Genomic DNA, 23,337 nt, shown 5'->3' on the forward strand with positions numbered 1-23,337 from the left:
CCAAGGCGGGCGGGCCGACCGCCCGCCTTGGCAGGCGCTAGAAGTAACGCTGGACGCGAAGGAAGCCGGACGTCGTCCCGCCGAGGCCATCGATCTTGCTGTAAGCGATTTCGTTGGTGATCGCGAAATTTGTCACCGGTGTCCATACGGTCGAAATCTCGGTCACGAAGGCGTCGAGATCGGTCGTGAGCAGGCCGTCGTGCAGGTTGCGGTAGTAGTGACCGCCAACGGACACCGAGAGATCCTCGGTGAACTGGTGCCTATAGGATGCAAGGGCCGACCATTCGGCGCTAATCGCGTCGAACTGCCCGGTAGCGTAGATGTTCGCGTTGTTGGAGTACGATCCCACGAGGCGGAGCGACGAGCCGGGGCTGTTCGGCATGTTCAGTTGCATGCCGAGCTTGGCGGCATATCCGTCCGTCCCCTGGAAGTGCTCGTCATAGCCGAACTGGCCCCATACGCCGCCCCAGCCTTGATTGACGCCAATCTTGGCAACCACATCGGGGGTGTAACCGCCGCCAGCCAAGGCATCGTCTTCAAGCGACAAAGTCGCAAAGTATCCAGGGCCGAACGTATGCGTGTAAGAAATCAGCGGCCGCTGCTGGTAGCCGTAGCCGAGTCCACCCCACGAATGGGTGCCGGGGAAGTTGGATACGCCGCCGGACTGGGTGGCAGTCCAGGCGGACTCCGTATAGCCCGCGCGAAAGCCGCCGAGTTCCAGGAAAGCCTGATCCATAAAGGCGGGACCATCGCTGCCGCCACCGATTCCATTGGTGCCGTTCCAGTTGGCTTCGACACGGACGTAGCCGCGGAGCGTGCCCCATTCGGTGTCGGAACGTGCGTCGAAATTGACGCGGGTGCGCACGCTCTTGTACCAGCCTTCCGTGGTGGCGCTGCCGGGGTGGAAAGTGAGGGGCGGCGTGTCACCCACGTCTCGGCTCTCGGCACCGACCTGGTACCAGACGTAGCCCCCGATCGAGAGGCAGGTTTCGGTTCCGGGGATATAGAAGAAGCCGGCACCATACATGTCGCAGACACGCACATATTCGACGGGTTCGGGCTCTGCATAGACGACCGCGTCAGCGGCTTGCGCCTGGGAGACGCCGACAAGCGCGGCAGCTGTGCCGAGCAGGAGTTTGGTATTCATGGTCCCACCTCCAGATAGGGGTTGAAAATCACGACGCAGATCGAAAAAGAACCGCGTCAAGTGGGACTTGGCCGTGTGCACTTGTCACCCGCCTTGCAGCGAATTTACATCAGTGTAAGGAACTGCCCACAGGTGCGCTGCGATCCGGGGGTGTTGCCATTCCGCAACGCACGATCAACGGTTTTGGCGTGAAATGGCGCGATATCGACCACCGTAAGGTGACGCGCGCTGAAGACACGCTAGATTTGCTTTGTTTCCAGAAATGTAAGGTTGGCGTCAAACGCCGTCAAATTCCGGCATGCAATCTGCTTTTCAACGCCGGGCGATCCGGCGTCCCAGGCGCATCCTCCCTCCGCGCCAGGCATCAAAGAAAGGCAAAAACAATGTACCGTCTCACGATCATCGCTATCGCCCTGAGCCTCAGCGCCTCGGGCATCGCCACCGCTCAGGAAGCCCCTGTCTACGGGCTCGATTACAACCCACCGGTCGTCCGCACCGGCCACGATTCCAAGCCCAAGCACTACGGCGCTCCCGGACGCCAGGTCCGCGGCGACCATGCCGGCAGCCATGCCGATATCAGCGGTGCGATCGATACCCGCACGACGGCTTCGATCGATACCGGGGTCAACAGCAATCACCAGCCGCACCGTCCGTACGGAAACTACGGTCCTCAGGTGACCGAGTGGGACCTTCGCAGCGGCCGATAGCGTCGTGGGGTGCTTCCTGCCGCGAATCCAGCTTCTGGAGAGGCCAGGCCGGGAACGCCCCCGAAACCCTTTGAAAACTGGATGTCCGCCCTCAACGGGATGAGCGCTTGCGGGATGCCGTTATCGACATTCGCATGACCAGCAACTGAGCGCTGGCGATGATCTTCCGGGCATCCTGCCGCGCAATCAATCCGCCACTCAACGGAGATAGTACCGATGAAGACAGCATATGCGACGGCAGCGATCCTGTTGCTTTCCGCCAGCCTTGCCGCCGCGTCCCCCGGACACTCCGGCGGTCATAACGACATGGCCGTCGGCGAACCTGGCGACGAGGCGAAAGTCACACGGACGATTGACGTCACGATGTTCGAGAACGACGACGGCGAGATGCTCTTCCAGCCTAACACGTTGGAGGTCGAGCAAGGGCAGACGATCCGCTTCAATATCGTGAATGACGGGGAGATCAAGCATGAGTTCGTCCTCGACGAGAAAGAGAAGAATGTCGAACACCGTGAACTCATGTTGCGGTTTCCGGAAATGGAGCATGACGACCCCAACGCCCTTCAGTTGGACGCGGGAGAAAGCGGCAGTATTGTCTGGACGTTCACCAATGCGGGTACGTTCGAGTTCGCGTGCCTGATCCCCGGCCATTACGAGTCGGGAATGTATGGAACTGTCGAAGTCTCCGCAGCGCCTGCCGTGGTCGCTGTGACGCAGGAATACACCAAGGGGACGGTCAAGGAGGTGAAGACCGGGCAGGAAAAAGTCACTGTCATCCACGAGGAACTCAAGAACCTCGACATGCCAGCTATGACCATGGTCTTCAACGTTGCCGATCCGGCAATGCTTGACACTATGAAAGAGGGCGATGTCATCGAATTCATCGCCGACCGCGTGCGCGGGAGACTGACGATCACCGACCTGAAATAGCCCACTTCTCCGTCGAAAAACGCCACCTCCGGCAACCGGAGGTGGCGCACCCCATGCCTCATCGGAACCCTATTCGAGCGCACCCTCCATGAATCAACGGCGTTTGGCGGAAGCGTACAACTTTTTCAGATCATGGCTCCGTGATCCTTTGCTCGTCGCCGCTGTCGTTCCATCGGGACGTGCACTAGCCGAGCTTATCACCTCCGAGATTTCGCCCGCCACCGGACCGGTGATAGAGCTGGGACCGGGAACTGGTGTATTCACACGCGCGTTGACTGGTCGCGGCGTCAGGCAGCAAGATCTCGCGCTCATCGAGCTCGAACCCCATTTCGCCATCGCCCTTCAAAGCGACTATCCGAATGCCCACACCTTCCAGATCGACGCCGCCCGCCTATCGAGGGTTGACCTCTTCGATGGAAGACCGGCCGGCGCTGTCATCAGTGGGCTCCCGCTTTTGACTATACCATCTCCGCAAGTTCTGGCGATCCTCATCAGCGCGTTCGGCAAAATGCGGGCGGACGGGGCCTTCTATCAGTTCACATACGGCCCGGGGTGCCCGGTTTCACCGCTGATACTGGACCGCCTCGGGCTAAGGGCGGAACGTATCGGCGGCACATTTGCCAACTTTCCTCCTGCAGCGGTCTATCGGCTTCGCCGACGGGCTGAAACGAGCCATTCGCTTCGGGGCAACTTGTAGCTGTTTCCAACGGAGAGGACAGAGCTCTTCATGTTGGAAACTCACAACACCCCTTCGCGCGGCGCGCCGTGAAGCGAGTGGAGAGCGATTCAGTTTGGTCCCGAGAACATGCAGTTTCGTCGCTTACATATTTGTAAGTTTGCCGACAAACAGCCACAAGAAATTGCCTGCATAGTTCACCTGTATCCACGTTGACGTAGCATCCCTGCCTCGTCGACCTTACTGCCCGCCTGTGTGACTGACCTCCACAGGCGGGCTTTTTTTGCCGCGGTTTTCGAGAGTTGGCGATCACGTCGAAGTACGAAAGACCAATTGCTAAACTTGTTGGCACTTCGGAAACACCACCCGAACAGCCAGACCCGGCGATCGTTCCGTCAGAACGATGTGCGCGCCGTGCAGGTCGGCCACGGCCTTAACGAGGCTAAGACCAAGGCCCGTTCCTTCAGTTGTTCTGCTTTTTTCCAAACGGTAGAATCGCTTGAAAACCTTGGCTCGTTCCGCTTCCGGAATTCCCGGGCCGTTGTCGGCGACGATGATGAACGGCCAACCTTGTTCGTGACCGCACGTGAGTCCAATTTTCGCGCCTTGCTGCGTGTGGCGGATGGCATTGGCGATCAAGTTCGCACACATCTGCCGCAAGAGGTCCTGGTCGCCGAGAATTTCGATCCGGGGGACGCCCCGTCTGGGGAGCAAGCTCAGTTGCTTGCCCGCTTCCTCGGCAATCGGTTGGTGGATTTCCAACATTTCCTCCAAAAGCTGGTCGAGGCGCACAGGGCCAAAACATCCGCGGCGCGCACCAGCCTCGATCTGAGAAATTCTCAACATGGCTTCGAAGGTGGAGGAGATTTGCAGAACTTCGCCAAGCGCGGTCTCAAGTCGCGTCTTCGCCTCAGCATCCGTCCCTGCCTGATCGATGGCTTCTTCAAGCGTTATGTAAAGTCGGCTGATCGGTGTCTTCAGATCGTGCGCAATGTCCGTCGTCACCTGCTTCATGGCGGCAACGCTCGTTTCCAACTGTTCGAGAGCCACGTTGACCTCGACGGCCAGAACGTCGAGGTCATCTTCCCGTGCCGAGACCGGTAGCCTGGTCTGCAATTGCCCAGCGCCAACGAGTTTCATTGTTTCTGAGAGAATCGCAATGCGCCTCCGGGTGCGGAACGCCAACAGGGCCCCACCTCCGAGTCCGGTGCCCAGAACGATAGCGGTTGCCCATCCGAAACTCACCAACGCGATGCGTCTCAGACGATTTGTGTCGTCGTAGCTGACGCCAACCACAAGCTGCTCTTCCCCGAGCGTCCCGCGGTAGAGCCTGTAGTTCGTGCTAGATCCGCCCTCATTCTCGCCGGTAAAGGTGGAAAACCCCGGTGGGACGGACGGTACTCTGAAGTTTCCTGCAAGGAATTCCCCCTCGATTCCGCGGAGGAGGTAAAGCGTCTCCTGACCGTTGATGGCTGGACCGTGACTGCCGATCATCGCGGCAGCGCCTTCCACTCCGCGCGCTTCATAAGCGGACTGAATCTCTCGGTAACGCTCCATAACGTGCGTGTCCAACCGCTCGTAGAGATATGTCGCCACCATGTTGTAGGCGACAATGTTGCCCCCGGACAAGGAGACGAGAAACAGTGCCACGTATAGGGCCGCCAAGCGAAAGGGCGTGCTTCGCGCCAGCTTACCGAGGCGCATGCAAGCTATATCCCGTGCTTCGAATCGTATTGATCAACTGTGTCTCGAAAGGCTTATCGATCTTGGCTCGTAGCCGGCTGACATGAGTTTCGACGACCGTGCTCTGCGGATCGAAGTTGAAATTCCAGATTCGTTCCAAGAGCATCGTCTTTGTCAGCACGCGGCCTTCGTTGCGCATGAGAAACTCCAAGAGCGCAAATTCGCGCGGCAGCAACTCCACGACTTGACCGGACCTCTTTGCAACCCGACGTGCCAGATCGAGTTCCAGATCCGCTACGCGTAGAACCGTCTTCTCCTGCGCTATAGGGGGCCGTCGGCCAAGCGCGTTCAGGCGCGCGAGCAACTCGCTGAATGCGAATGGCTTGGCGAGATAGTCGTCGGCTCCGGCGTCGAGACCTTCCACACGGTCATCGACGCCACCCATCGCGGTAAGGAGTATGATGGGCAGTTTGCCACCTGCGGCCCGAAGGCTGCGCACCAACGACAAGCCGTCCAGTCCGGGGATCATGCGGTCGACGATGGCTATGTCGTAAGGCTCACGCAGTCCCGCAGCCAACGCGTCCCTGCCGTCCGGCAGCACGTCGATGACGTGACCAGAAGATGCAAGACCGTTGGAAATGTAATCGCTTGTTCGTTTGTCATCCTCGACCAGCAATACCCTCATCATTAAACGCCCTGTTGCGGAGAAACCTTCCGCGGTGATGACCTCATGCGATTCCCAAGCCGATTACCGAGTGCTCGGGCGGGCGTATCCATCGGAAATTTTGTGATTTTTTTGGCGGCATCGCCGCATTGAATCGATTAGCGCCGCCCCGGCACGCGGAGGCGGCGCTGTTGTCTGGAACCGAAGCTACTTCACGTCGGTGATCGTCAGCTTTCCGCGCACGCGGTCGGCCACGAACTCGATCGTCGCGCCTTCCGTCATGTCGTCGAGCATTGCCGCGTCTGCCACGTTGAACACCATGGTCATGGCGGGCATGTCGAGGTTCTTCAGCTCTTCGTGGATCACGATGACCTTTTCCTGGTCCGCCTTGATCTCCTTCACGGTCCCCTTGGTGTACTCCTGCGCGACCGCGGGCGCGGCCGAAACCAGAGCGGCCATGGCCGCGGCGATGATGAGTTTGGTTTTCATGTCGGTACTCCTTCGGTTCGGGTTACTTGGCAGACACTTCGACAGCGCCGTGCATGCCGGACTCGTAGTGGCCTGGGATCAGGCACGCGAACTCGAACGTGCCCGTATTCGAAAACGTCCAGACGATGTTGCCGCGCTTGCCTGCTTCAAGACGGATCGCGTTGGGATCGTCATGCTCCATCTCTGGGAACTTCATCATCAGCTCCCGATGCTCGGCATTCTTCTCTTTTTCGTCGAGCACGAACTCGTGGTCTATCTCGCCCTTGTTCAGGATGCTGAAGCGGATCGTCTGTCCCTTCTTCACCTCGAACGCGTTCGGCTGGAAAAGCATTTTTCCGTCGTCGCTTTCGAACATCGTGACATTGATCGTCCGAGTCGCCTTGGCGGCATCGCCAGGTTCGCCGACGGCCATGTCGTGGTGGCCACCGGAATGCCCGGGAGCGGCGGCCGCGAGGCCAGCGGAAAGCAGCAGGATCGCTGCCGTCGTGTATGCTGTCTTCATCAGTACAGTCTCCGTTTGGTTGAATTTCATGAAGTGATCGACCTTCATCAGCCGTGCCCGCCGTGGCCGTTCGCCCCAGCCGGTTTGGCCGGTGCCTGCGTTCCCGTACCCGGCGCGGAAGCCGCGTCGGGCAGTTCGCCCGTCCACTCGTAAGCGACCGTGCCCGCGGGATGCTCGTAATCGCCCGGATCCGAGTAATCGTCGGACGCGATGCCTTCGCGGATCTTCACCACCGAGAACATCCCGCCCATCTCGATCGGACCGAACTGGCCCCATCCGGTCATCATCGGGATTGTGTTGTCGGGTATGGGCATAGACATCTTTCCCATCTCGCCCATGCCCGTTGTTCCCATGGGCATGTATTCGGGCTGGAGGCGGCGGATCATCGGGGTGACACGCGATTTGTCAGCGCCGATGAAGGTTGGAATGTCGTGTCCCATGGCGTTCATCGTATGGTGCGACTTGTGGCAGTGGATGGCCCAGTCGCCCTCATAGACGGCGTCGAACTCGTAGGCGCGCATCGCGCCGACCGGAATGTCGATCGAGACTTCCGGCCAGCGCGCTTCTGGCCGCACCCAGCCACCGTCCGTGCACGTGACCTCGAAATCATAGCCGTGCATATGGACCGGATGATTGGTCATGGTGAGGTTGCCGACGCGCACCCGGACCCGGTCGTTTTTCGACACGACCAGCGGATCGGTATCCGGGAAGACGCGACTGTTGAAGCACCACAGGTTGAAGTCGGTCATCTCCATCACGCGCGGAACGTAAGAGCCGGGCTCGATGTCGAACGCGTTGAGCAGAAAGACGAAGTCGCGGTCGACCCGCATAAACTGCGGGTCCTTCGGATGAATGACGAAGAAGCCCATCATGCCCATCGCCATCTGGACCATTTCGTCCCCGTGCGGGTGGTACATGAAGGTGCCGCTCTTCACGAGATCGAACTCGTAGACGAAGGTCTTTCCCGTAGGGATGCCTGGCTGCGTCAGTCCCGTCACGCCGTCCATACCGCAGGGAAGGATCATCCCGTGCCAGTGGATGGTGGTCTCCTCGGGCAGTTTGTTGGTCACGAAAATACGGACCCGGTCGCCCTCGACTGCCTCGATCGTCGGTCCTGGCGACTGGCCGTTGTAGCCCCAGAGATAGGCGGTCATGCCTTCACCGATTTCGCGCTCCACAGGTTCGGCTACGAGGTGGAACTCCTTGACGCCATTGTTCATCCGGTGCGGCAGAGTCCAGCCGTTGAGGGTAACAACGGGCTGATAGTCAGGGCCGCTCGTCGGATAGAGGGGCGGTTGCATTGTCGCGCTTTCCATGGACGGCGCGTCGGGCAGGCCCATGGCGGAGGTTTTCGTCCAGGCAGCGGCCCCGACGATGGTCGCGCCGGCACCGAGCAATTGTCTTCTATTGAGCATTGTCGTGTCCTTTCTCAATGACCGGCTGCTTCGCCTGCGTCGGCGATCGCGGCCCCACCTCCACCCCCTGACCCGCCGCCGGAGCGGCCTCCGTAAATGGTCGGCGCGAGATTGGCTTCTGCGAGCCAGAAGTCGCGCTTTGCATCGACCGACAGGAGCACGGAATTGATCCTTGCGCGTGTGTCGGCCAGCAGCTCGAAAGTGCTGGTGATCATGGCGTTATAGGTCAGCAGGGCTTCTTCATCGATCGTCGTGCGAAGCGGGAGGACGTTGTTCCGATAGTGGCGGGCAATGTCGTAGCTGGACTTATAGGTGTCGTATGCGGAGCGTGCCTCGGACCGGACGTTGACCGCCTGCTCGGCCAGCCGGTTGGCTGCCGCCATGTATTCGAGTTCTGCGCGCCGCATTCGGGCACGACCGCTGTCGAAGATCGGAATGGCGAACTCGACCTCGAGATCCACCTTCGGCGACACGGAAACGTCCCGCTTCCCATCTTCGATCTCGCCTTCGACTTCCAGGCCCGCTACCAACGCGATGTCGGTCGCGTATTTGGTGGCTTCGGTCAGGCCGTACTGTTTCGCCAGCGCCTCGAGATCCAAGGCAGCCGCCTTCAGATCGGCTCGGTGGCCCAAGGCGTCGGTTTCGATGGTCTCAACCCGGGCGAGCGATTTCGGCAGCGAGGGCAACTGGTTCGGCACCTCGTATTCGATGTCCGATCCCCAAAGCCCCATCAGGCGGGTGAGTTCGGCCTTGGCGGTTCGGGCGGCAAGTCTCGCCCGCGCCGTTTCGCCCGCCAGTTCCGCATAAAAGACGTGCTCGCGCGCCTGTCCGGATTTGTTGAGCGCACCAGTTTCGCCGAGCCTGGCCGCGAGTTCCGACGAAGCATCGGCAGCGGCCTTAGCCTGATTGAGGTAAGCGACGCGCTCCCACGCTGAGGCAGCCTCGATCCAGGCCCGCCTCGTCTCTGCGGCCAGCGACAAGGTAGCTACGGCGGCGTCGAGTTGTGCCTTCCGGAAGCGCGTGTCGGCGATGTCGATGCGCCGGTCCCGCGTCACGAGCGCGAAGATGTTGTTGACGATCATCCCTTCGAGCGCGCGGAAGGCACCGAGCTCCGGCGCGCCGATGCCGAGCACCCCGATCGAAGCCGTCGGGTTGACGAACATCGTCTCCTGCCAGGCATCGGTTGCCGACAGCCCGAGTTCCGCATAGGCGGCCTGCAGGCCCCTATTGTTCAGCAGGGCGACCTGGACCGCCGTATCAGCGCCGACGGTCTTGCCCTGCACCATGCCCCGGACCTGCGACGTCGTCCTGTCAGCGGTCTGCCTGTCCTGTATCCAGACGGCGTTCTTCCCGGTCGCCGTCCGGGTAGCAGCTTGCACCGTTCCGAAACCCGCAAGCGAATCGCCGTAAAGGGCCTCCTGCGCGGTTGCCGCACACCCGCCGATGAAGAGCGGCAAGGCAACGATCGACGCCGTTCGCGCAACGCGGTTCATTGGCCGCCTCCCGGCCCTTGGGCATCGTTCTGCTGCCGCCACGGGCGCGGCTCGACCGGGACGCGGTGCGTGTAGGCACCGATCGGGTTGTGATGATGGAGGCGGCTCGCCTCATAGGGCAGTGCGGGCGAACGCGTCGGCGTGACGTCGGCCGGCAATGTCGCCGCGCAGCCGCCCACGAATAGCGGCAGCGCGACCATCGAAACGGTCTTCTTCATATGAATTACCTGATCTTTGAATTCGACGAGCGCCGACCGCTGGCGGATTCCCGGCGGTCACGGCCTCAGGAGGCGGAATTCAGATCAGGCGTTCGGAGGACGATGCGGCAGAACCCACTCGCCGGGCGCGACGTCGGCGTCGAGCACGTCATGCGAGACACTCACCGGCTCCCGCGATGCCAATGCGTAGGTAGGAACGATGCAAGCGACGCCCATGCAGAACAGGTCACAGCACTTGTCGGCCAACTTGACCGGACCGGATCCTGCCTCTGAGTCGGTTGCGGCTTCGGCTTCGGGATGATGCTCGTGCGCGGCCGCCTCGTGGCCGCCGGCGTCCATAGACATGGCGGCATGGTGGTCTGGACTTGCGGACGGGCCGCCCGCTGATGCGGCCTGGGCGTACGGACCGACCAGAAGCACGAACGCGACCAGCAACTTCGTTGCAAGTCGCAGCACGCGTGTCGATATCCGGCGCGATTCATCCATGTTCTGATGCTATGCGCGAACCCCCGTTGATGGTCAAGTGCACGGTTCTTTACAATTTTGTAAGCTGAATGACTGCGACGGGGCCGCCGCCTCTCGCCTGCGGCAAACCAGGCCGTTGCCGCAGGGGGCTCAGTTCATGCGCCGTCTTGATCAAGCCGCCATGCGGCGGCACGATTCCGCGCAACGGCGGCAGGCTTCTACGCATTCCGCCATGTCGCCGACCCGCTCGCAATCATCCGCGCATTGGGTGCAGATTTCCGCGCATTCGGCACAAACATGTTTGTGATGCTCCGAACCGATCAACATGAAGTGGGCGGCGGTCCGGCAGATTTCGGCGCACGCCATCATGAGCGTGAAGTGCTTCTTGGCGGTGTGCTCGCCGCCCATCTCCAGGCAGTGCCCAATCGCGTTCGACAGGCAGACGCCGTAGCAGTCCAGGCACTCCTCGATGCAACGTTTCATTTCGGGGTCCATGTGATGCATGCGGTTTCTCCTTTGGATCGGTGATGGACGGGACATGCCTTCGAAGCTTGGCCCACCCGCTATCCAATAGATGGAGATACGGGTTGTTCCCCCGATCGAAGACGCAGCCGTCTTGCTCGCAAGCAGGAGACCCTCCCCGCCGTCCTGTTCGATGCCCAAACGAGAACCGCTCCAGCCACGGATGAACACCGCGCGCGGGAACATGGAGTTTATCACCGACAACCAGCCTTCCTCGCCTGGAATCGGCGTGAACCGCACGCCACGGTCTGTGGCGCGGTTCACGCTGGTTGTCCTACGTCGCCTCCCAAGTCCCAAAGGCTCAGCAGCGATCTCCCGCCGTCGGCGGGAGATCGTTCGCGTACAACCTTCGGGATTGAGATAAAGCGTCTTCTGCGCCGCCTCGCTGCTGGATGCGACCAAGACTGGTCTATGGCTGGCGGTCCAGCCGCGCAGCGATGCGATCCATCTGGTCGATCTCGGAACGTTGCGCCTCGATGATCTCCGCGCACAAATCCACCAGTTCTTGGTCGGCCAAGGCCGCTTCGCGGCACATCAGGATGGCCCCCGAATGATGGGGGATCATCGACGCGATGAATTGCCGGTCGTCGATCAGCGCCTGAGCGCGCGTCGCCCAGAACGATCCGATGGTCAGGGCAACGAACGCCCCGTACATGACCAGGTTCAGGGCTTTGCGGCGGTACATGCCGCCCATGGTGGCGAGCATGAAGACGCCCATCGGAGCCCACATCGTCACGGCCATGTAGGCCATGTTCAGGTTGTTCCGAAAGTCAGCCGGACCGTCGATCATCGTGAACATCACGACGTACATGACGACCAGGCTGAGCGCCATGTTGACCCAGAGCATCAGATAGGGCCGCGCGTGGCCGGAATGGCCCTTGGAATGCGCATGGTTGTCCATGTTTCCTGTTCTCCTTCTGTCAGTGGCCAAGGCCCATGCCCATTGGCTTCAAAAGCATCCAGACTGCCATGGCGACCATCATCAGGTTCTCCGTCAGGGAGACGAAGCCGAGCGGAACGTTGCTGTCGCCGCCGACGCAGGCGCACTTCAATTCGCGCTTGTCGACATAGACGGCCTTGAACACGGAAACCGCGCCGATCGTGCCGATAAACAAGGCGACTGGGATCGAAAGCCACATCAGGACACCGGCGATCATCAACACGCCCGCCAACCCCTCGGCGAACGGATAGACATAGGCGTAGCGGACCCAGCGTTGCGCCAGGAGGTCGTAATTAAGGAACATCGTCGCGAAGCCGTCGATGTCCTTGAGCTTCTGCAGCGCGAGAAGACACATGGCGATGGCGATGAACCACTCGCCCGCAGCGATGGTGAATGCACTCCCGAACGCCGCCCAGCTCGCCGCAAAGGCCATCAGGGCGGCCATCGCGAACAGGGCGATGACGGGCGTATAGGTGACCGCGTCCTTGTCCTTCGTCTCCTTGCCGAAATAGGCCCGCAGGTCGTCATATCCGCCGACCCGCGCGCCCTCGATGAAGGTTTGCGGCGTCGTCTCGACCCCATGCTTGGCCTTGAAGGCGTCGATCTCGTCGCGGGAGGTCAATTGATGATCCTCGACCTCGTAACCTTCGCGCTTCAGGAGGTCGAGCGCCTTCAGACCCCAAGGACAGGTGTGTTCCGGCGTGACCATCCGGTAGAGGTCAGCACTTTTGTTTCTTCTGACATCCATTGCCATTCCCTTCCCTGTGTGAAGTTGCCCGACGCTGCGACTGGCCGAAATCGGACGTCGCCGATCCCGGCCGGTATTTCGCGCCGACTGCGCCCATCATTCCGTGTCGACTGGATTGCCGGGTTGGGCGCTGCCGTGATCGTCATGTCCAGGCGCAGCGTCGGTCGCCGTAGTCGCGCCGATCTGGCTCTGGGCGTAGGCGAGGCCTGCGGCCGCAACGAGGGAGGCCGCGATGAAGATGGGGGTCAACTTGTCCATCGCGCCCTCCGTCAAAATGGTTGGGCCGGGTAACCGGCGTCGGCCAATGCGCGTTCGACCGCGGGGGCGCTGGCCGTGGTCTCGATCTTTACGGTCCTGGCCACCGTGTCGGCCTCCACCTTAGCTGCCGGATCCATCGCCGTGACGGTTGCCGTCACAGTCTTCACGCACCCGCCGCAGGCCATTTTCTCGATCTTGAACTGCATGTCGGTCTCCTTTTTTCCTCGACTAAGGAGGGCTTATGCGGCTTCCCGCCGCTGGAAGGTCAACAGACGTCCGGCAAGAAAAGTCGCCATTTGTGATGATAAGCGAATCGGCCGGAATGAAAGCTTGACCTTCCAGCGACCGGAAGCGCCATCGTCGCCCAAGATTGAACGCCCACAGAAGGAGAAGCGGCTGTGAACGCTCCGTTCCGCAACAACCAATCCTCGTCGACGACATCGCTGGCTGTGGAAGGCATGAGCTGCGCGTCCTGCGTGGGCAGGGTCGAGCACGCCTTATCGAAAGTCCCGGGCGTCGAGAATGTTTCGGTCAATCTCGCGACCGAGAAAGCAACCATCCGCGGAACGAACCTCGACCGGAACGCGCTGGCAAAGGCCGTCGAGGCCGCCGGCTACGCTGTGGCGGCCGAACATTCGGTATCCATGGCCATCGACGGCATGAGCTGTGCCTCGTGCGTCGGAGCCGTCGAGAGAGCACTGCGGCAGGTTCCGGGCGTCACGGACGCATCGGTCAATCTCGCGACGGAACGGGCGACGATCGCCGGTTCGGCGGACATGCGGGACCTGGCGGCAGCGGTCGCGGCTGCCGGCTACGAAGCGCGGGCCATCGACGATGCCGGAACGGCGGCTGAAACCGTCGACGAGAGAAAGGACGAGGAGCGCCGCGAATTACGGCGCGATCTCATGCTCGCCGCCTTGCTCACGCTGCCCGTCTTCATTCTTGAGATGGGCTCGCATCTCGTACCGGCGATCCATGAACTGATCGCCAATACGATCGGTATTCGGGGGAGCTGGTACATCCAGTATGCGCTCACCACCCTCGTCCTGTTCGTGCCGGGCATCCGCTTCTACCGGAAGGGCTTTCCCGCCCTGCTGCGCGCGACACCCGACATGAATTCGCTCGTCGCCGTGGGGACGATCGCCGCCTATGGCTATTCGCTTGTAGCCACCTTCGCGCCCGCCTTGCTGCCCGAAGGCACCGTCAACGTCTATTACGAGGCGGCCACGGTGATCGTGACGTTGATCCTTCTCGGCCGCTATCTCGAAGCGCGGGCAAAAGGCCGGACGTCGGAGGCGATCAAGAGGCTCGTCGGATTGCAGGCCAAGACCGCGCGCGTGCGCCGCGGGGAAGCGACGGTCGAACTGCCGATTGCGGAAGTGGCCACGGGAGACGTCATCGACGTTCGTCCCGGCGAGCGTATCCCGGTCGACGGCGAACTCGTCGAGGGAGAGAGCTATGTCGACGAATCCATGATCACGGGCGAACCGGTTCCGGTATCCAAGTCGCCCGGCAGCGGCGTCGTGGGCGGCACCGTCAACCAGAAGGGCGCGTTCGCTTTCCAGGCGACCGCCGTCGGCAGCCAAACCGTGCTGGCGCAGATCATCCGCATGGTCGAGGAGGCGCAGGGTTCGAAACTGCCGATCCAGGCCCTGGTTGACAGGATCACGATGTGGTTTGTTCCGGCCGTGATGGCCGTCGCGGTCCTGACCTTCGCGGTCTGGCTAGTCTTCGGTCCGTCACCCGCGCTGACCTTCGCCCTCGTCAACGCCGTCGCCGTCCTCATCATCGCCTGCCCCTGCGCCATGGGGCTTGCAACGCCGACATCGATCATGGTCGGCACCGGCCGCGGCGCGGAAATGGGCGTGCTTTTCCGCAAGGGCGAGGCCCTGCAGTCTTTGAAAGACGCCCGGGTCGTCGCTTTCGACAAGACCGGGACGTTGACCGAGGGCAAGCCGACGCTCACTGATTTTGAGACGGCGGATGGATTCGACCGCTCCATGGTTCTGGCACTGGTCGCCGCGGTGGAGTCGAAGTCGGAACATCCGATCGCGGGTGCGATCGTCGACGCGGCGCAGGCGGAGGGCATCGCGCTTCCCGAAATCGAGTCTTTCGAATCGGTGACGGGCCTGGGCGTCCGCGGTGTGTCCGACAGCGTGCGGATCGAGGTCGGTGCGGACAGGTTCATGGCAAAAATCGGCGTCGACGTTTCCCGCTTCCGCGTCAAGGCGGACCAGCTCGCCGTCGAGGGCAAGACGCCACTCTATGCCGCGGTCGGCGGCAGACCGGCTGCCGTCATCGCGGTTGCTGATCCGATCAAGCCCGCGACGCCCCACGCGATTGCCGCGCTTCACCGCCTCGGCCTCAAGGTGGCGATGATCACCGGCGACAATGCGCGTACGGCGCAGGCGATTGCCGACCGTATCGGCATCGACGACGTCGTCTCGGAAGTGCTCCCCGACGGCAAGGTCGAGGCGATCCGCCGCCTCAAGTGCGAGCATGGCGCGGTGGCGTTCGTCGGTGACGGGATCAACGACGCTCCGGCGCTCGCCGAAGCCGACGTGGGTCTGGCCATCGGAACGGGAACGGATATCGCGATCGAGGCGGCCGATGTGGTCCTGATGTCCGGAAGCCTGCAGGTAATCCCGAACGCCATCGCCCTGTCGAAAGCGACGATCGGCAACATCCGGCAGAACCTGTTCTGGGCCTTCGCCTACAACACGGCGCTGATCCCGGTCGCGGCGGGCATCCTGTACCCCGCGTTCGGAATCCTCCTGTCGCCTGTCCTCGCGGCCGGAGCGATGGCCCTCTCGAGCGTGTTCGTTCTCGCAAACGCGTTGCGCCTGAGGCGATTCACCTCAAATGTCGCTCTGGAGATCGACGATGCCTTGTACGAGCGTCATGGATAACCGTCACCGCGAGCATCATGCCCGAGTGCCCATCACGAACGCGCCTGCGGCCACGAGCCGTGAAGATCGTCGATTACGAAGACGTGGGCGTGGCGATGGCCGTTCGGCCGTCCTTCATTCCAATGCGGGTGCGACGCAGGAAGGCCATCATGCGCATGTTCTACGATTTCGGCATCGCCTGCCGGCCACACGCGTAGCGCAACAAAAACGCCCGCCGCGGCAATCACCGCCAGCAACACGGACGTGGCGGGCAGCCCCAAGCTCGCGCCTGCCCATCCCGCAAGCGGATAGGTGACCAGCCAGCAGGCGTGCGACAGGGCGAACTGGGCGGCGAACAGCGCTGGACGGTCTTCGGCATGGGACGAGCGACGCAACAGCCGTCCGGAAGGCGTCTGCGCGAGGGAATAGCCAACACCGACGACGAACCAGACGAGAAGCAGCAGCCCGTAGGAGTCGATGGCGGCCGCAGCCAGGGTTGCGACGGCCAAAATGCCCGCCCCCGCGAGCATCACCGGGCGGTCGGGCAGGCTGTCGAGGAGCCGGGGCAGCGCCAGTGCGACGACCATCGAGCCGCCACCGAAGGCAGCCAACGCTAGCGCCATCTCGCTCTGGCCAAGGCCGAAGACGGTCTGTACGTAGACGACCGTGTTGACGATGACGACCGCGCCCGCGGCGGCGACGGCCATGTTGATCGCCAGCAACCCGCGCAGGCGCGGCGTCGCGAGATAGATGCGGATGCCGCGCGTCGTGCGGTCGTAAATGCCGCGCGGGGCGCTCGGTTTCGGGTTCGGCAGGACGACCGTCAGCACCAGCGCGGCCGAAACGAGGAAGCCGACGACCGTTCCGGCGAACAGGCTATGGAAGCTGATGACCGTCAGAAGCGCGGCCGCGATGATCGGGCTGACGAGGCTCTCGAGGTCGTAGGCGAGCCGCGAAAGCGACAGCGCCCGCGTGTACTCCTTCTCGTCCGGCAGCACGTCCGGGATCGTCGCCTGGAAGGTCGGCGTGAACGCGGCCGAGGCCGATTGCAGCGCGAAGATCAGGACGTATACCTGCCAGATTTCGGTGACGAACGGCAAAAGCACCGCCACGGCCGCCCGGACGAGATCGAGCGCCACGAGCGTCGCACGCCGCGGCAGCCGCTCGGCGAAGGCCGCGGCGACCGGCGCGACGCCGACATAGGCTACCATCTTGATGGCGAGCGCCGTCCCGAGCACCGCCCCGGCGTTCTCGCCCGCCAGCTCGAACGCTAGCAGGCCGAGCGCAACCGTCGCCAGCCCGGTCCCCAGCAGCGCGATGATCTGCGCCAGGAACAGGTGACGGTAGGTGCGGTTCGCAAGGACGTTCAGCATGTCGGACCTTTGACGGATGTTTGCCGAAGCATCGTGGACAATATCGTGGCCATTCTGCGGGGCAACGGCCTTCATCTCGCCCCAGAATCACGCGAAAGGTTTCGTTAACCACCGAGGGGTATCGCTGGCATCATGATCGGCCGTCTGCAAAGCGTCGCGTTGCGCGTCGTCATCGCCTGCGCGATGGCGGTGTCGCTTTTGCTCGCGCCGACTGGCGGCTCCTCCTCGCATGACCCGCACGCGCTCGCCCAGATCGAAGCCGAGCGCCATCTGGAGCTCGCCGCCGAGATCGCCGAGCACGGTCACTCGCATGACGATGGCTGGGACAGCGAAAGCAAGCCCGGCCATCTGCATGGTCATAACGCCGCCGATCACCTGCACGACACGCCAACCTATCCGCCGTCCGTGGCCACGCTCTTCGTCCGGACAAGCGACGCCTGGCGCATTAGCGCCTTTCCCGAATCCTTGCCCGTCCGAATCTTCGAACTGGACCGTCCGCCGCGAGCGTGAGCGATCGCTGCCCCCCGATCGGGGCGACGTTCCTCTCAACACGGACACCATATTCATGAGACAACCACCATCTGTGGTGGGCAGCCGGACGCTTGTCGCGTTCGCTTCTCATCTGACGTCTGGGCTCCTCGCGCTCGGCATGATCCTCGCTTTCGCATCTTCCGCCTTCGCCCATGCGGTGACGGCGGGCGATCAGGGCTACATCCAGGAAATCAGCGGGGTGAACATCATTCCGTTCATCTATCTGGGGGCCAAGCACATGGTCACCGGATACGACCACATCCTGTTCCTGCTGGGCGTGATCTTCTTTCTCTACCGGATGCAGCACATCGCCATCTACGTGACGCTGTTCGCCATCGGTCACTCCACGACCATGCTGCTCGGCGTCTATTTCAACATCGGGATCAACAGCTACATCATCGACGCCATCATCGGCCTGTCCGTCGTCTACAAGGCGCTCGACAATATGGGGGCCTACCAGCGCTGGTTCGGCTTCCAGCCCAACACCAAGGCTGCGACCCTCATCTTCGGGCTGTTTCACGGCTTTGGCCTGTCGACCAAGATCCTCGAATACGACATCGCGCCGGACGGCCTCGTGCCGAACCTGCTGGCCTTCAATGTCGGCGTCGAAATCGGCCAGCTATTGGCCCTCGGTGCGATCCTGATCGTCATGGGCTTCTGGCGGAAAAGCTCAAGCTTCTTCCGTCATGCCTACACGGCCAACGTGGCCATGATGACCGCAGGCTTCCTCCTCTTCGGCTACCAGATGGCCGGATATCTCGTTTCCTGAATTTCCCGAAAGGACCTCACATGTACAACACCGACATGCCAACCCGCGCTGAACTTCCTTCAACCGCCAAGCTGCTGCGCTCGACCGGGATCGCGATCGTGACCGCAGGCGCTCTGCTCGTCGCCGTCGTTCTCCCGTCCGAGTACGGCGTCGATCCGACAGGCATTGGGTCGGCTCTGAACCTGACGGAGATGGGCGAGATCAAGACGCAACTCGCCGAGGAGGCCGCAGCCGACGCGGCCATGGACGCCGCCGCCAGCGCAAACCCGGCCGCGACGTCCACCAGCACGACGTCCGCGCCCGCGGCGTCCGGCACACCGGCACCGATGGTCGCTCCTGTCGCGCCGCCCACTCCTCCGGCACCGCCGGCACCCGAGCGCCAATCCAGCATATGGGGCACGATCGGCGCACTGATCGTCTCGCCCGCCGCCGCCCAGGAGCAGCGCCAGGACGAGATGACGATCACGCTTGCGCCCGGCGAGGGAGCCGAAATCAAGCTGACAATGGTCGAAGGCGAGATCGCGGCCTTCGCCTGGGCCGTCTCGGAGGGTGGTGCCGTCAACTATGACACCCACGGCGACGGTGGCGGTCAGAACATCAGCTATGAGAAGGGCCGCGGCATCTCATCCGACGAAGGCCAGTTGCAGGCTGCGTTCACCGGGCGTCACGGCTGGTTTTGGCGCAACCGCGGCGATGCACCAGTCTCGCTGACGATCCGGACAAGCGGGACATACACGGCGATCGAACGTCTGGTGTAGTTGCCACAGGCGGGGTGGCGCAAGGCGCGCCATCCTGCCTCCAACGTCCGGTTTCGAGAGAGGCTGAGGAGCCCGTCTACGTAGGCAATGGGGTCGACAGCCGACCGACGGTTCAGGGGTGGTTTCCTGCCCGACCGCTTCTGAGCGCCGGAATAGAAAAAGCGGCCATTCGAATGGCCGCCGTACTTCGACCGCTACGCGCCTCATCATTTCAGACGTTGTGACCATTGTCATGAACATCCAAAAGCGGCCGGTCGGCTATCCGCCCCAACACGCGCATCCACCGAATGTCAAAATGCAGGCGCACATGGGTTTGCGAAAGGGTCGACGGTATCGGTGATCACCCTATGATCGATAAAGATAAACGATGATGTCGTCCGAAAAAATCGCCTTTCCTACCGAAGAAATGATGTCCCTTTTCTCCAACCATTGCACTAGATCACTGTTTTCATTTGTGCTCTTTAGCGTCGGACGCGCATATCCTGTTTGAATTCTCGAGTATGGGTAAGGAAGTTGTCCCAGAACCTCACGAACCTCATTCTTGTCGAGCATTTCTTGGAGTAGATTGAGCAGCTTGATCTGCGCGTTTAAGGGGTCAGCGTTCCCAATGACTGCTTTGACGATTTCTGACGTGAGTGAAGGCAGCGCGCCATTTGTCCGCAAAAGGATCGGCCCAATAATGCCAGCCCGCTCGGGAAGGCTGGGTAGACCGTTCAAGTCCATCAAGCCGATGATCGCACGCTTCTCGTCGTCCGAGATATCGGTGGCAAGCAATCGCTCGCGGAAATCGTCGTCGATCGAGAAAGGGCTGGGGTCACGCAGATAGGAGGCGATGTTCTGGGCGACGAATACGGTTTGAAGCTCGACCTCGCCGTCGAGTGCGCCCAAATTCCCGGCATCGAACGTGACGCGCCGCTCGTCGATAAGTACCCGGCGTTTACGGGCACCTATAGATTCCGGAAATTTCTTGAATTCCTTGGGTAGGGCTCGGACATATGCACGGTATGCCTCATCTTCGAGATCTTCCGCTTCGACCAGGAACTGACGGAGAGGAAACGCTTCCTTGGTTTCCGGAATTGGCGTTCTCAGAAGAGCGTCGCGGACATCGGTATCGTGAAGGAAGGCAATGAGAGCGCCACTCTCGAAAGACTTCGAGCGAATGAAAGCGAAACAATTGGACCAAGTGGGTGCGATCTGGGCTCCACGGACCGTCATGGCCTGATAGCGCTCGGGCACTTCTTCGAGTGTCGGCAAAAGCTTCGTTTGGCGTAGAACGAAGGTTGCTATCTCTTCGGCGTCGAGCTCATCATGTGACATCACAGCTAGTATGGCGTCGATATCCTCCTCATCGTCATCGTCCGCATCCAGCAGAACGTTCGCGAAGTACGTTCCGAAATCGCTTTCCACCCGATCGAGGAGGGCTTCAGCTCCAGAGCTTCGAACCCTTGAGTAACGCCGCTTACGCAGCTCTGGACCGATTTCTTTACCGAGGATAGAGCCGAAGATATAGTCGAAGTTCGCATCGTTTAGGCGATAATGGCCAAGTTCGTACAGTTTGCGAGCGACGTTCGGATATCTATCAATCGCAGCGAGGTCCTTCGTCTCGATCCGTAACTCTTCGAGCTTGACCGGATCCACCCCCTCCAAGAGGTCAAGAATGTCGCAGAGATTGTCGGCAGCAAACGCCCGCAATCCGGGGTGCTCCTCGCGCTCGCGAGCCAGCACGGACGGCGGAAGATGTTCGATGAGGCGCGCGATATGCAAGGCTGCCGAGGAGCCTTTAATGGCCGACGGTACAAAACTGCGCCAAGCATCCAAGAGTTGTCTCAAGAACTCGCCGACGTTCGATCCCGCCGTGTAGTAGGCTTCGAAGAATTCTTGCTGGTTCGGAAATTCATTTGAGAGGTATGCGAAGAGCTTCCCGAGGCGCTCCCTATGTTCCTCGCCCTCCAGGAGCGCGTCGACAAGCCGCACGTTCAGCGCATAATCGAGGCCGAAATCGTCCTCTCTCATTCCCACGATGACTTCGCGCGGGTTGTCGATCGGGAAAAGGGGTTCGGGTGTATGGAAAGCCCTGATCTGTATCAGGAACTTGTTGTCGCTCGGTGAAAGCCGTCCCGAGTGAAACAAGGAGGTATACTGGTAGTAGCTATCATCGAGGTAGCCTTCCAAGACCAAGAACCGGGCAAGTTCACCGCCATTGCCGAGGGCATCAAAGAGGCTTTCGACCTCCTGCGTACTGGACCGCAGCAAGACATTGAACTTGCTCGTCCGGATGGCTTTAATCTCACTTCTTAGTCGGGCGATCCTCCGATGCGCAGCCTTTTTATGCGCATCCGCTTTCTGTTCTATGCTTCGAACCCTATCGGCATAGGCCGCGTTGGAGTCTACAATGCCTTGCAGAGCAGAATTGTTGTGCTGAGAGCGATAATTATGGACATCACGACAGTATAGAAGCGGTGCAGATATAAGTTCTTCGAAATGCGAATTTTCAGATAAGTTTCTGAGCGCAATGTTCTCCTGGGAGGTTCTACCCACGCTAATGACATTGGCCGGCAATGTCTCAAGAAGGGCCATCGCGTAAATGCGTCTGAGCTCGCGCACATCCTTAGGGATTTGCTGTTCGGCGGTTTCAATATCGCGTTCGATTTCGGCGATCTCTGATCGGTAGCCTCGTTCACGTGCAGAGACGAGATCGTCTTTACGCCCTAAAATTCTAGCGAGATGCCCTTCGCCGCGGTGGAGCTGTTCGAAGTCCCTGGGATAGACGTTCTTGTAGATCAGGACGGCAAGAAGCTTCGTAGCGTCGAGGACGTTCTCGCCATCGGTTTCCAGATTGGCAACGTAGATCGCGTACTCGTTGAAGATATTATGAATCAGCCGGAGATCGCCGAGGTAGCGGGACACTTCGCGCAGGAACTGCTGGTCAAGCCTCCCGTCCAGCTCTAGCCGCTTGCCCTGCGCGAGCACCATGTCAATCGAGTTCGAGCTGTTGATGATAGGAATGACGGGGATGATGAATTCGAAGAACTTGGTCCGGTCGGTGTTGACGAACATGTCGTCGCGCAGCGCGTAGAGGAACCTGACCCGCCGTTTCACGCCCACGTTGCCGTTAACGAGACTATTAATTTCGCGAAGGGTGACAAAGATGTCGGAATCCTCAAAACGATCGAGATCCTCCACGACCACGAGGTCGTAACGTGTCGACTGGAAGAAGTAGACAATCTCGTCCAGATGACGGTTAAGAATCGAATCTTGATCTTCCGAAAACGGCCGTATCTCGATGTCTTTCAGCGAAATACTTTTTAGTGAAACGCCGAAGCTGGCGACGTAAAAGTGATGGATCGCAGACCAAACAAAAATCAGCGCAAAAGCAGCTGCGGACATATTGAGCCAATTCGAGAGATCGTAAGGTTCAAAGTACGACCCCTCGAAAATTGCTGCACGTTTATGGAACACATGCCAGAGAGCAAGCAGTCCAATAAGGATGTATAGTGATCGTAGGATTGACCAGAATCCTGGCGATTGGATACGCTTGAAACGTGATAGTGGCAGTTTGTCCGCATCCGCGCCATACAGCAGTTGCTGGAGGATACTCCGCTCAATCTCCTGCTTGGTCACCGTGCGCCGCTCATCGCCAGCTTCCGGCAAGAACGCCGAGAGAGAGATTTGCAGAGCCTGCCGGGGATACGACTTCAGGAACGATCGGATGATACTGCTCTTGCCAGAGCCATAAGGCCCGGTGAGCGCGATGTTAGAAACGACCGCACTGTCGGTCGCGAACTTCAACGCGGCCGCATAAACCCCGGCTTGATCTGCCTCGTCGGTTGGGGCGAGATCGACGAATCTAGATGGCCCGCCGGTTGAAGCGGTACGTAGGCGCAGCCCTTCCAACATATCGGTGAACTTGTAGGCAATCCAATGGCCGGCCGCAGTAATTTTAATTTTCATCGAGCGATGTCTACTACCTTCAAATCTCTATCATAATGCACGGAGAAGCTTGTTGACCATGAGGTTTAAAAAGCGGTAGGTCCGCTCTCTTGTGTGTGTGTGCTGGCCTTAAGCGGACAGCCTGCTTTCGGCCCCGTATTCGCCATGCGGAAGCGCACCAGCAGATTCCGAGCGACTGTGCTGGGGAAGCTGCCATTCAAGGGATTTCTG

General features: G+C 60.7%; 23 protein-coding genes and 1 pseudogene. 8 read left to right on the forward strand and 16 right to left on the reverse strand.

Translation table 11 applies throughout. The annotated features are described in order from the left end of the window. Positions 1 to 37: 37 nt before the first annotated feature. Complete coding sequence (locus tag ACT6QU_RS10285) at positions 38 to 1,147, reverse strand: porin (protein WP_024587385.1); 1,110 nt, start codon at positions 1,145 to 1,147, stop codon at positions 38 to 40. A 383-nt stretch (positions 1,148 to 1,530) separates the two neighbouring features. Between ACT6QU_RS10285 and ACT6QU_RS10290 the strand changes: the two genes are divergently transcribed. From ACT6QU_RS10290 to ACT6QU_RS10305, 4 genes and pseudogenes are all read left to right on the forward strand, one after another. Continuing rightward, a complete protein-coding gene (locus ACT6QU_RS10290) occupies positions 1,531 to 1,854 on the forward strand; it encodes a hypothetical protein (RefSeq protein ID WP_024587386.1) in 324 nt (107 codons plus the stop codon). Positions 1,855 to 2,070: 216 nt separating this feature from the next. Then, positions 2,071 to 2,541 (forward strand): annotated as a pseudogene (locus ACT6QU_RS10295) (cupredoxin domain-containing protein); the annotation flags it as partial. Continuing rightward, positions 2,518 to 2,784 carry a copper-binding protein gene (locus ACT6QU_RS10300; RefSeq protein ID WP_244437424.1) on the forward strand — a complete coding sequence of 89 codons (267 nt, stop codon included), beginning with the start codon at positions 2,518 to 2,520 and terminating at the stop codon, positions 2,782 to 2,784. The pseudogene ACT6QU_RS10295 and the gene ACT6QU_RS10300, both read left to right, overlap by 24 nt. 88 nt (positions 2,785 to 2,872) lie before the next feature. Beyond that, a complete protein-coding gene (locus ACT6QU_RS10305; RefSeq protein WP_024587388.1) occupies positions 2,873 to 3,481 on the forward strand; it encodes a class I SAM-dependent methyltransferase in 609 nt (202 codons plus the stop codon). Between the two features lie 315 nt (positions 3,482 to 3,796). Here ACT6QU_RS10305 and ACT6QU_RS10310 read toward each other — a convergent pair whose 3' ends face one another. From ACT6QU_RS10310 to ACT6QU_RS10370, 13 genes are all read right to left on the reverse strand, one after another. Then, complete coding sequence (locus tag ACT6QU_RS10310; protein ID WP_444836621.1) at positions 3,797 to 5,110, reverse strand: sensor histidine kinase; 1,314 nt, start codon at positions 5,108 to 5,110, stop codon at positions 3,797 to 3,799. 40 nt (positions 5,111 to 5,150) lie between these two features. Further along, on the reverse strand, positions 5,151 to 5,828 hold the full coding sequence (locus tag ACT6QU_RS10315) for a winged helix-turn-helix domain-containing protein (RefSeq protein ID WP_444836622.1): 678 nt from the start codon (positions 5,826 to 5,828) through the stop codon (positions 5,151 to 5,153). A gap of 186 nt (positions 5,829 to 6,014) precedes the next feature. Next, positions 6,015 to 6,296, reverse strand: a complete 282-nt coding sequence (locus tag ACT6QU_RS10320) for a copper-binding protein (RefSeq protein ID WP_444836623.1) — start codon at positions 6,294 to 6,296, stop codon at positions 6,015 to 6,017. A 22-nt stretch (positions 6,297 to 6,318) separates the two neighbouring features. Then, the gene (locus ACT6QU_RS10325; RefSeq protein ID WP_024587392.1) at positions 6,319 to 6,798 is read right to left on the reverse strand and encodes a cupredoxin domain-containing protein; all 480 of its coding nucleotides are present in this window, start codon (positions 6,796 to 6,798) and stop codon (positions 6,319 to 6,321) included. 47 nt (positions 6,799 to 6,845) lie between these two features. Continuing rightward, on the reverse strand, positions 6,846 to 8,213 hold the full coding sequence (locus ACT6QU_RS10330) for a multicopper oxidase family protein (protein WP_444836624.1): 1,368 nt from the start codon (positions 8,211 to 8,213) through the stop codon (positions 6,846 to 6,848). A 14-nt stretch (positions 8,214 to 8,227) separates the two neighbouring features. Beyond that, positions 8,228 to 9,706 carry a TolC family protein gene (locus tag ACT6QU_RS10335; protein WP_444836625.1) on the reverse strand — a complete coding sequence of 493 codons (1,479 nt, stop codon included), beginning with the start codon at positions 9,704 to 9,706 and terminating at the stop codon, positions 8,228 to 8,230. Further along, a complete protein-coding gene (locus ACT6QU_RS10340) occupies positions 9,703 to 9,924 on the reverse strand; it encodes a hypothetical protein (protein ID WP_444836626.1) in 222 nt (73 codons plus the stop codon). The genes ACT6QU_RS10335 and ACT6QU_RS10340 overlap by 4 nt, the downstream gene beginning before the upstream one ends. Before the next feature lie 84 nt (positions 9,925 to 10,008). After that, positions 10,009 to 10,410, reverse strand: coding sequence for a hypothetical protein (locus tag ACT6QU_RS10345; protein WP_024587396.1), 402 nt, complete (start codon positions 10,408 to 10,410; stop codon positions 10,009 to 10,011). A gap of 150 nt (positions 10,411 to 10,560) precedes the next feature. Continuing rightward, positions 10,561 to 10,893: a four-helix bundle copper-binding protein gene (locus tag ACT6QU_RS10350; protein WP_024587397.1), complete on the reverse strand. Its 333-nt coding sequence runs from the start codon at positions 10,891 to 10,893 to the stop codon at positions 10,561 to 10,563. A 427-nt stretch (positions 10,894 to 11,320) separates the two neighbouring features. Next, positions 11,321 to 11,812, reverse strand: coding sequence for a DUF305 domain-containing protein (locus ACT6QU_RS10355; RefSeq protein ID WP_024587398.1), 492 nt, complete (start codon positions 11,810 to 11,812; stop codon positions 11,321 to 11,323). Positions 11,813 to 11,831: 19 nt separating this feature from the next. Further along, positions 11,832 to 12,599: a MauE/DoxX family redox-associated membrane protein gene (locus ACT6QU_RS10360; protein WP_035449712.1), complete on the reverse strand. Its 768-nt coding sequence runs from the start codon at positions 12,597 to 12,599 to the stop codon at positions 11,832 to 11,834. A gap of 96 nt (positions 12,600 to 12,695) precedes the next feature. After that, positions 12,696 to 12,857, reverse strand: a complete 162-nt coding sequence (locus ACT6QU_RS10365; protein ID WP_444836627.1) for a hypothetical protein — start codon at positions 12,855 to 12,857, stop codon at positions 12,696 to 12,698. An 11-nt stretch (positions 12,858 to 12,868) separates the two neighbouring features. Continuing rightward, positions 12,869 to 13,063 carry a heavy-metal-associated domain-containing protein gene (locus ACT6QU_RS10370; RefSeq protein ID WP_024587400.1) on the reverse strand — a complete coding sequence of 65 codons (195 nt, stop codon included), beginning with the start codon at positions 13,061 to 13,063 and terminating at the stop codon, positions 12,869 to 12,871. Positions 13,064 to 13,255: 192 nt separating this feature from the next. Here ACT6QU_RS10370 and ACT6QU_RS10375 point away from each other — a divergent pair, with 192 nt between their 5' ends. After that, the gene (locus tag ACT6QU_RS10375) at positions 13,256 to 15,766 is read left to right on the forward strand and encodes a heavy metal translocating P-type ATPase (protein WP_444836628.1); all 2,511 of its coding nucleotides are present in this window, start codon (positions 13,256 to 13,258) and stop codon (positions 15,764 to 15,766) included. A 32-nt stretch (positions 15,767 to 15,798) separates the two neighbouring features. On the opposite strand, the gene ACT6QU_RS10380 is transcribed toward ACT6QU_RS10375, so the two are convergent. Further along, a complete protein-coding gene (locus ACT6QU_RS10380; protein WP_444836629.1) occupies positions 15,799 to 17,118 on the reverse strand; it encodes an MFS transporter in 1,320 nt (439 codons plus the stop codon). Positions 17,119 to 17,250: 132 nt separating this feature from the next. Between ACT6QU_RS10380 and ACT6QU_RS10385 the strand changes: the two genes are divergently transcribed. Genes ACT6QU_RS10385 through ACT6QU_RS10395 form a run of 3 tightly spaced genes read left to right on the forward strand, consistent with a single transcriptional unit; the run spans position 17,251 to position 19,176 of the window. Beyond that, positions 17,251 to 17,628, forward strand: a complete 378-nt coding sequence (locus ACT6QU_RS10385) for a hypothetical protein (protein WP_444836630.1) — start codon at positions 17,251 to 17,253, stop codon at positions 17,626 to 17,628. Between the two features lie 55 nt (positions 17,629 to 17,683). Further along, entirely contained in the window at positions 17,684 to 18,418 is a 735-nt protein-coding gene (locus ACT6QU_RS10390) for a HupE/UreJ family protein (RefSeq protein WP_444836876.1), read from the forward strand. A gap of 20 nt (positions 18,419 to 18,438) precedes the next feature. Further along, complete coding sequence (locus tag ACT6QU_RS10395) at positions 18,439 to 19,176, forward strand: hypothetical protein (RefSeq protein WP_444836632.1); 738 nt, start codon at positions 18,439 to 18,441, stop codon at positions 19,174 to 19,176. A gap of 345 nt (positions 19,177 to 19,521) precedes the next feature. Here the strand turns inward: ACT6QU_RS10395 and ACT6QU_RS10400 are convergent, their stop codons facing one another. Next, positions 19,522 to 23,127, reverse strand: a complete 3,606-nt coding sequence (locus tag ACT6QU_RS10400) for a YobI family P-loop NTPase (protein ID WP_444836633.1) — start codon at positions 23,125 to 23,127, stop codon at positions 19,522 to 19,524. Between the last annotated feature and the right edge of the window lie 210 nt (positions 23,128 to 23,337).

Origin of the sequence: Aliihoeflea sp. (genome assembly GCF_052435475.1) — a bacterium.
Taxonomy (GTDB): domain Bacteria; phylum Pseudomonadota; class Alphaproteobacteria; order Rhizobiales; family Rhizobiaceae; genus Aliihoeflea.

Coding starts and splice junctions, on each gene's coding strand:
- ACT6QU_RS10370 (WP_024587400.1), bottom strand. CDS start 13,063: ATGCAGTTCAAGATCGAGAAAATGGCCTGCGGCGGGTGCGTGAAGACT.
- ACT6QU_RS10330 (WP_444836624.1), bottom strand. CDS start 8,213: ATGCTCAATAGAAGACAATTGCTCGGTGCCGGCGCGACCATCGTCGGG.
- ACT6QU_RS10380 (WP_444836629.1), bottom strand. CDS start 17,118: ATGCTGAACGTCCTTGCGAACCGCACCTACCGTCACCTGTTCCTGGCG.
- ACT6QU_RS10360 (WP_035449712.1), bottom strand. CDS start 12,599: ATGGATGTCAGAAGAAACAAAAGTGCTGACCTCTACCGGATGGTCACG.
- ACT6QU_RS10365 (WP_444836627.1), bottom strand. CDS start 12,857: ATGGACAAGTTGACCCCCATCTTCATCGCGGCCTCCCTCGTTGCGGCC.
- ACT6QU_RS10385 (WP_444836630.1), top strand. CDS start 17,251: ATGATCGGCCGTCTGCAAAGCGTCGCGTTGCGCGTCGTCATCGCCTGC.
- ACT6QU_RS10350 (WP_024587397.1), bottom strand. CDS start 10,893: ATGCATCACATGGACCCCGAAATGAAACGTTGCATCGAGGAGTGCCTG.
- ACT6QU_RS10315 (WP_444836622.1), bottom strand. CDS start 5,828: ATGAGGGTATTGCTGGTCGAGGATGACAAACGAACAAGCGATTACATT.
- ACT6QU_RS10290 (WP_024587386.1), top strand. CDS start 1,531: ATGTACCGTCTCACGATCATCGCTATCGCCCTGAGCCTCAGCGCCTCG.
- ACT6QU_RS10325 (WP_024587392.1), bottom strand. CDS start 6,798: ATGAAGACAGCATACACGACGGCAGCGATCCTGCTGCTTTCCGCTGGC.
- ACT6QU_RS10300 (WP_244437424.1), top strand. CDS start 2,518: ATGTATGGAACTGTCGAAGTCTCCGCAGCGCCTGCCGTGGTCGCTGTG.
- ACT6QU_RS10320 (WP_444836623.1), bottom strand. CDS start 6,296: ATGAAAACCAAACTCATCATCGCCGCGGCCATGGCCGCTCTGGTTTCG.
- ACT6QU_RS10305 (WP_024587388.1), top strand. CDS start 2,873: ATGAATCAACGGCGTTTGGCGGAAGCGTACAACTTTTTCAGATCATGG.
- ACT6QU_RS10355 (WP_024587398.1), bottom strand. CDS start 11,812: ATGGACAACCATGCGCATTCCAAGGGCCATTCCGGCCACGCGCGGCCC.
- ACT6QU_RS10345 (WP_024587396.1), bottom strand. CDS start 10,410: ATGGATGAATCGCGCCGGATATCGACACGCGTGCTGCGACTTGCAACG.
- ACT6QU_RS10400 (WP_444836633.1), bottom strand. CDS start 23,127: ATGAAAATTAAAATTACTGCGGCCGGCCATTGGATTGCCTACAAGTTC.
- ACT6QU_RS10285 (WP_024587385.1), bottom strand. CDS start 1,147: ATGAATACCAAACTCCTGCTCGGCACAGCTGCCGCGCTTGTCGGCGTC.
- ACT6QU_RS10390 (WP_444836876.1), top strand. CDS start 17,684: ATGAGACAACCACCATCTGTGGTGGGCAGCCGGACGCTTGTCGCGTTC.
- ACT6QU_RS10395 (WP_444836632.1), top strand. CDS start 18,439: ATGTACAACACCGACATGCCAACCCGCGCTGAACTTCCTTCAACCGCC.
- ACT6QU_RS10335 (WP_444836625.1), bottom strand. CDS start 9,706: ATGAACCGCGTTGCGCGAACGGCGTCGATCGTTGCCTTGCCGCTCTTC.
- ACT6QU_RS10340 (WP_444836626.1), bottom strand. CDS start 9,924: ATGAAGAAGACCGTTTCGATGGTCGCGCTGCCGCTATTCGTGGGCGGC.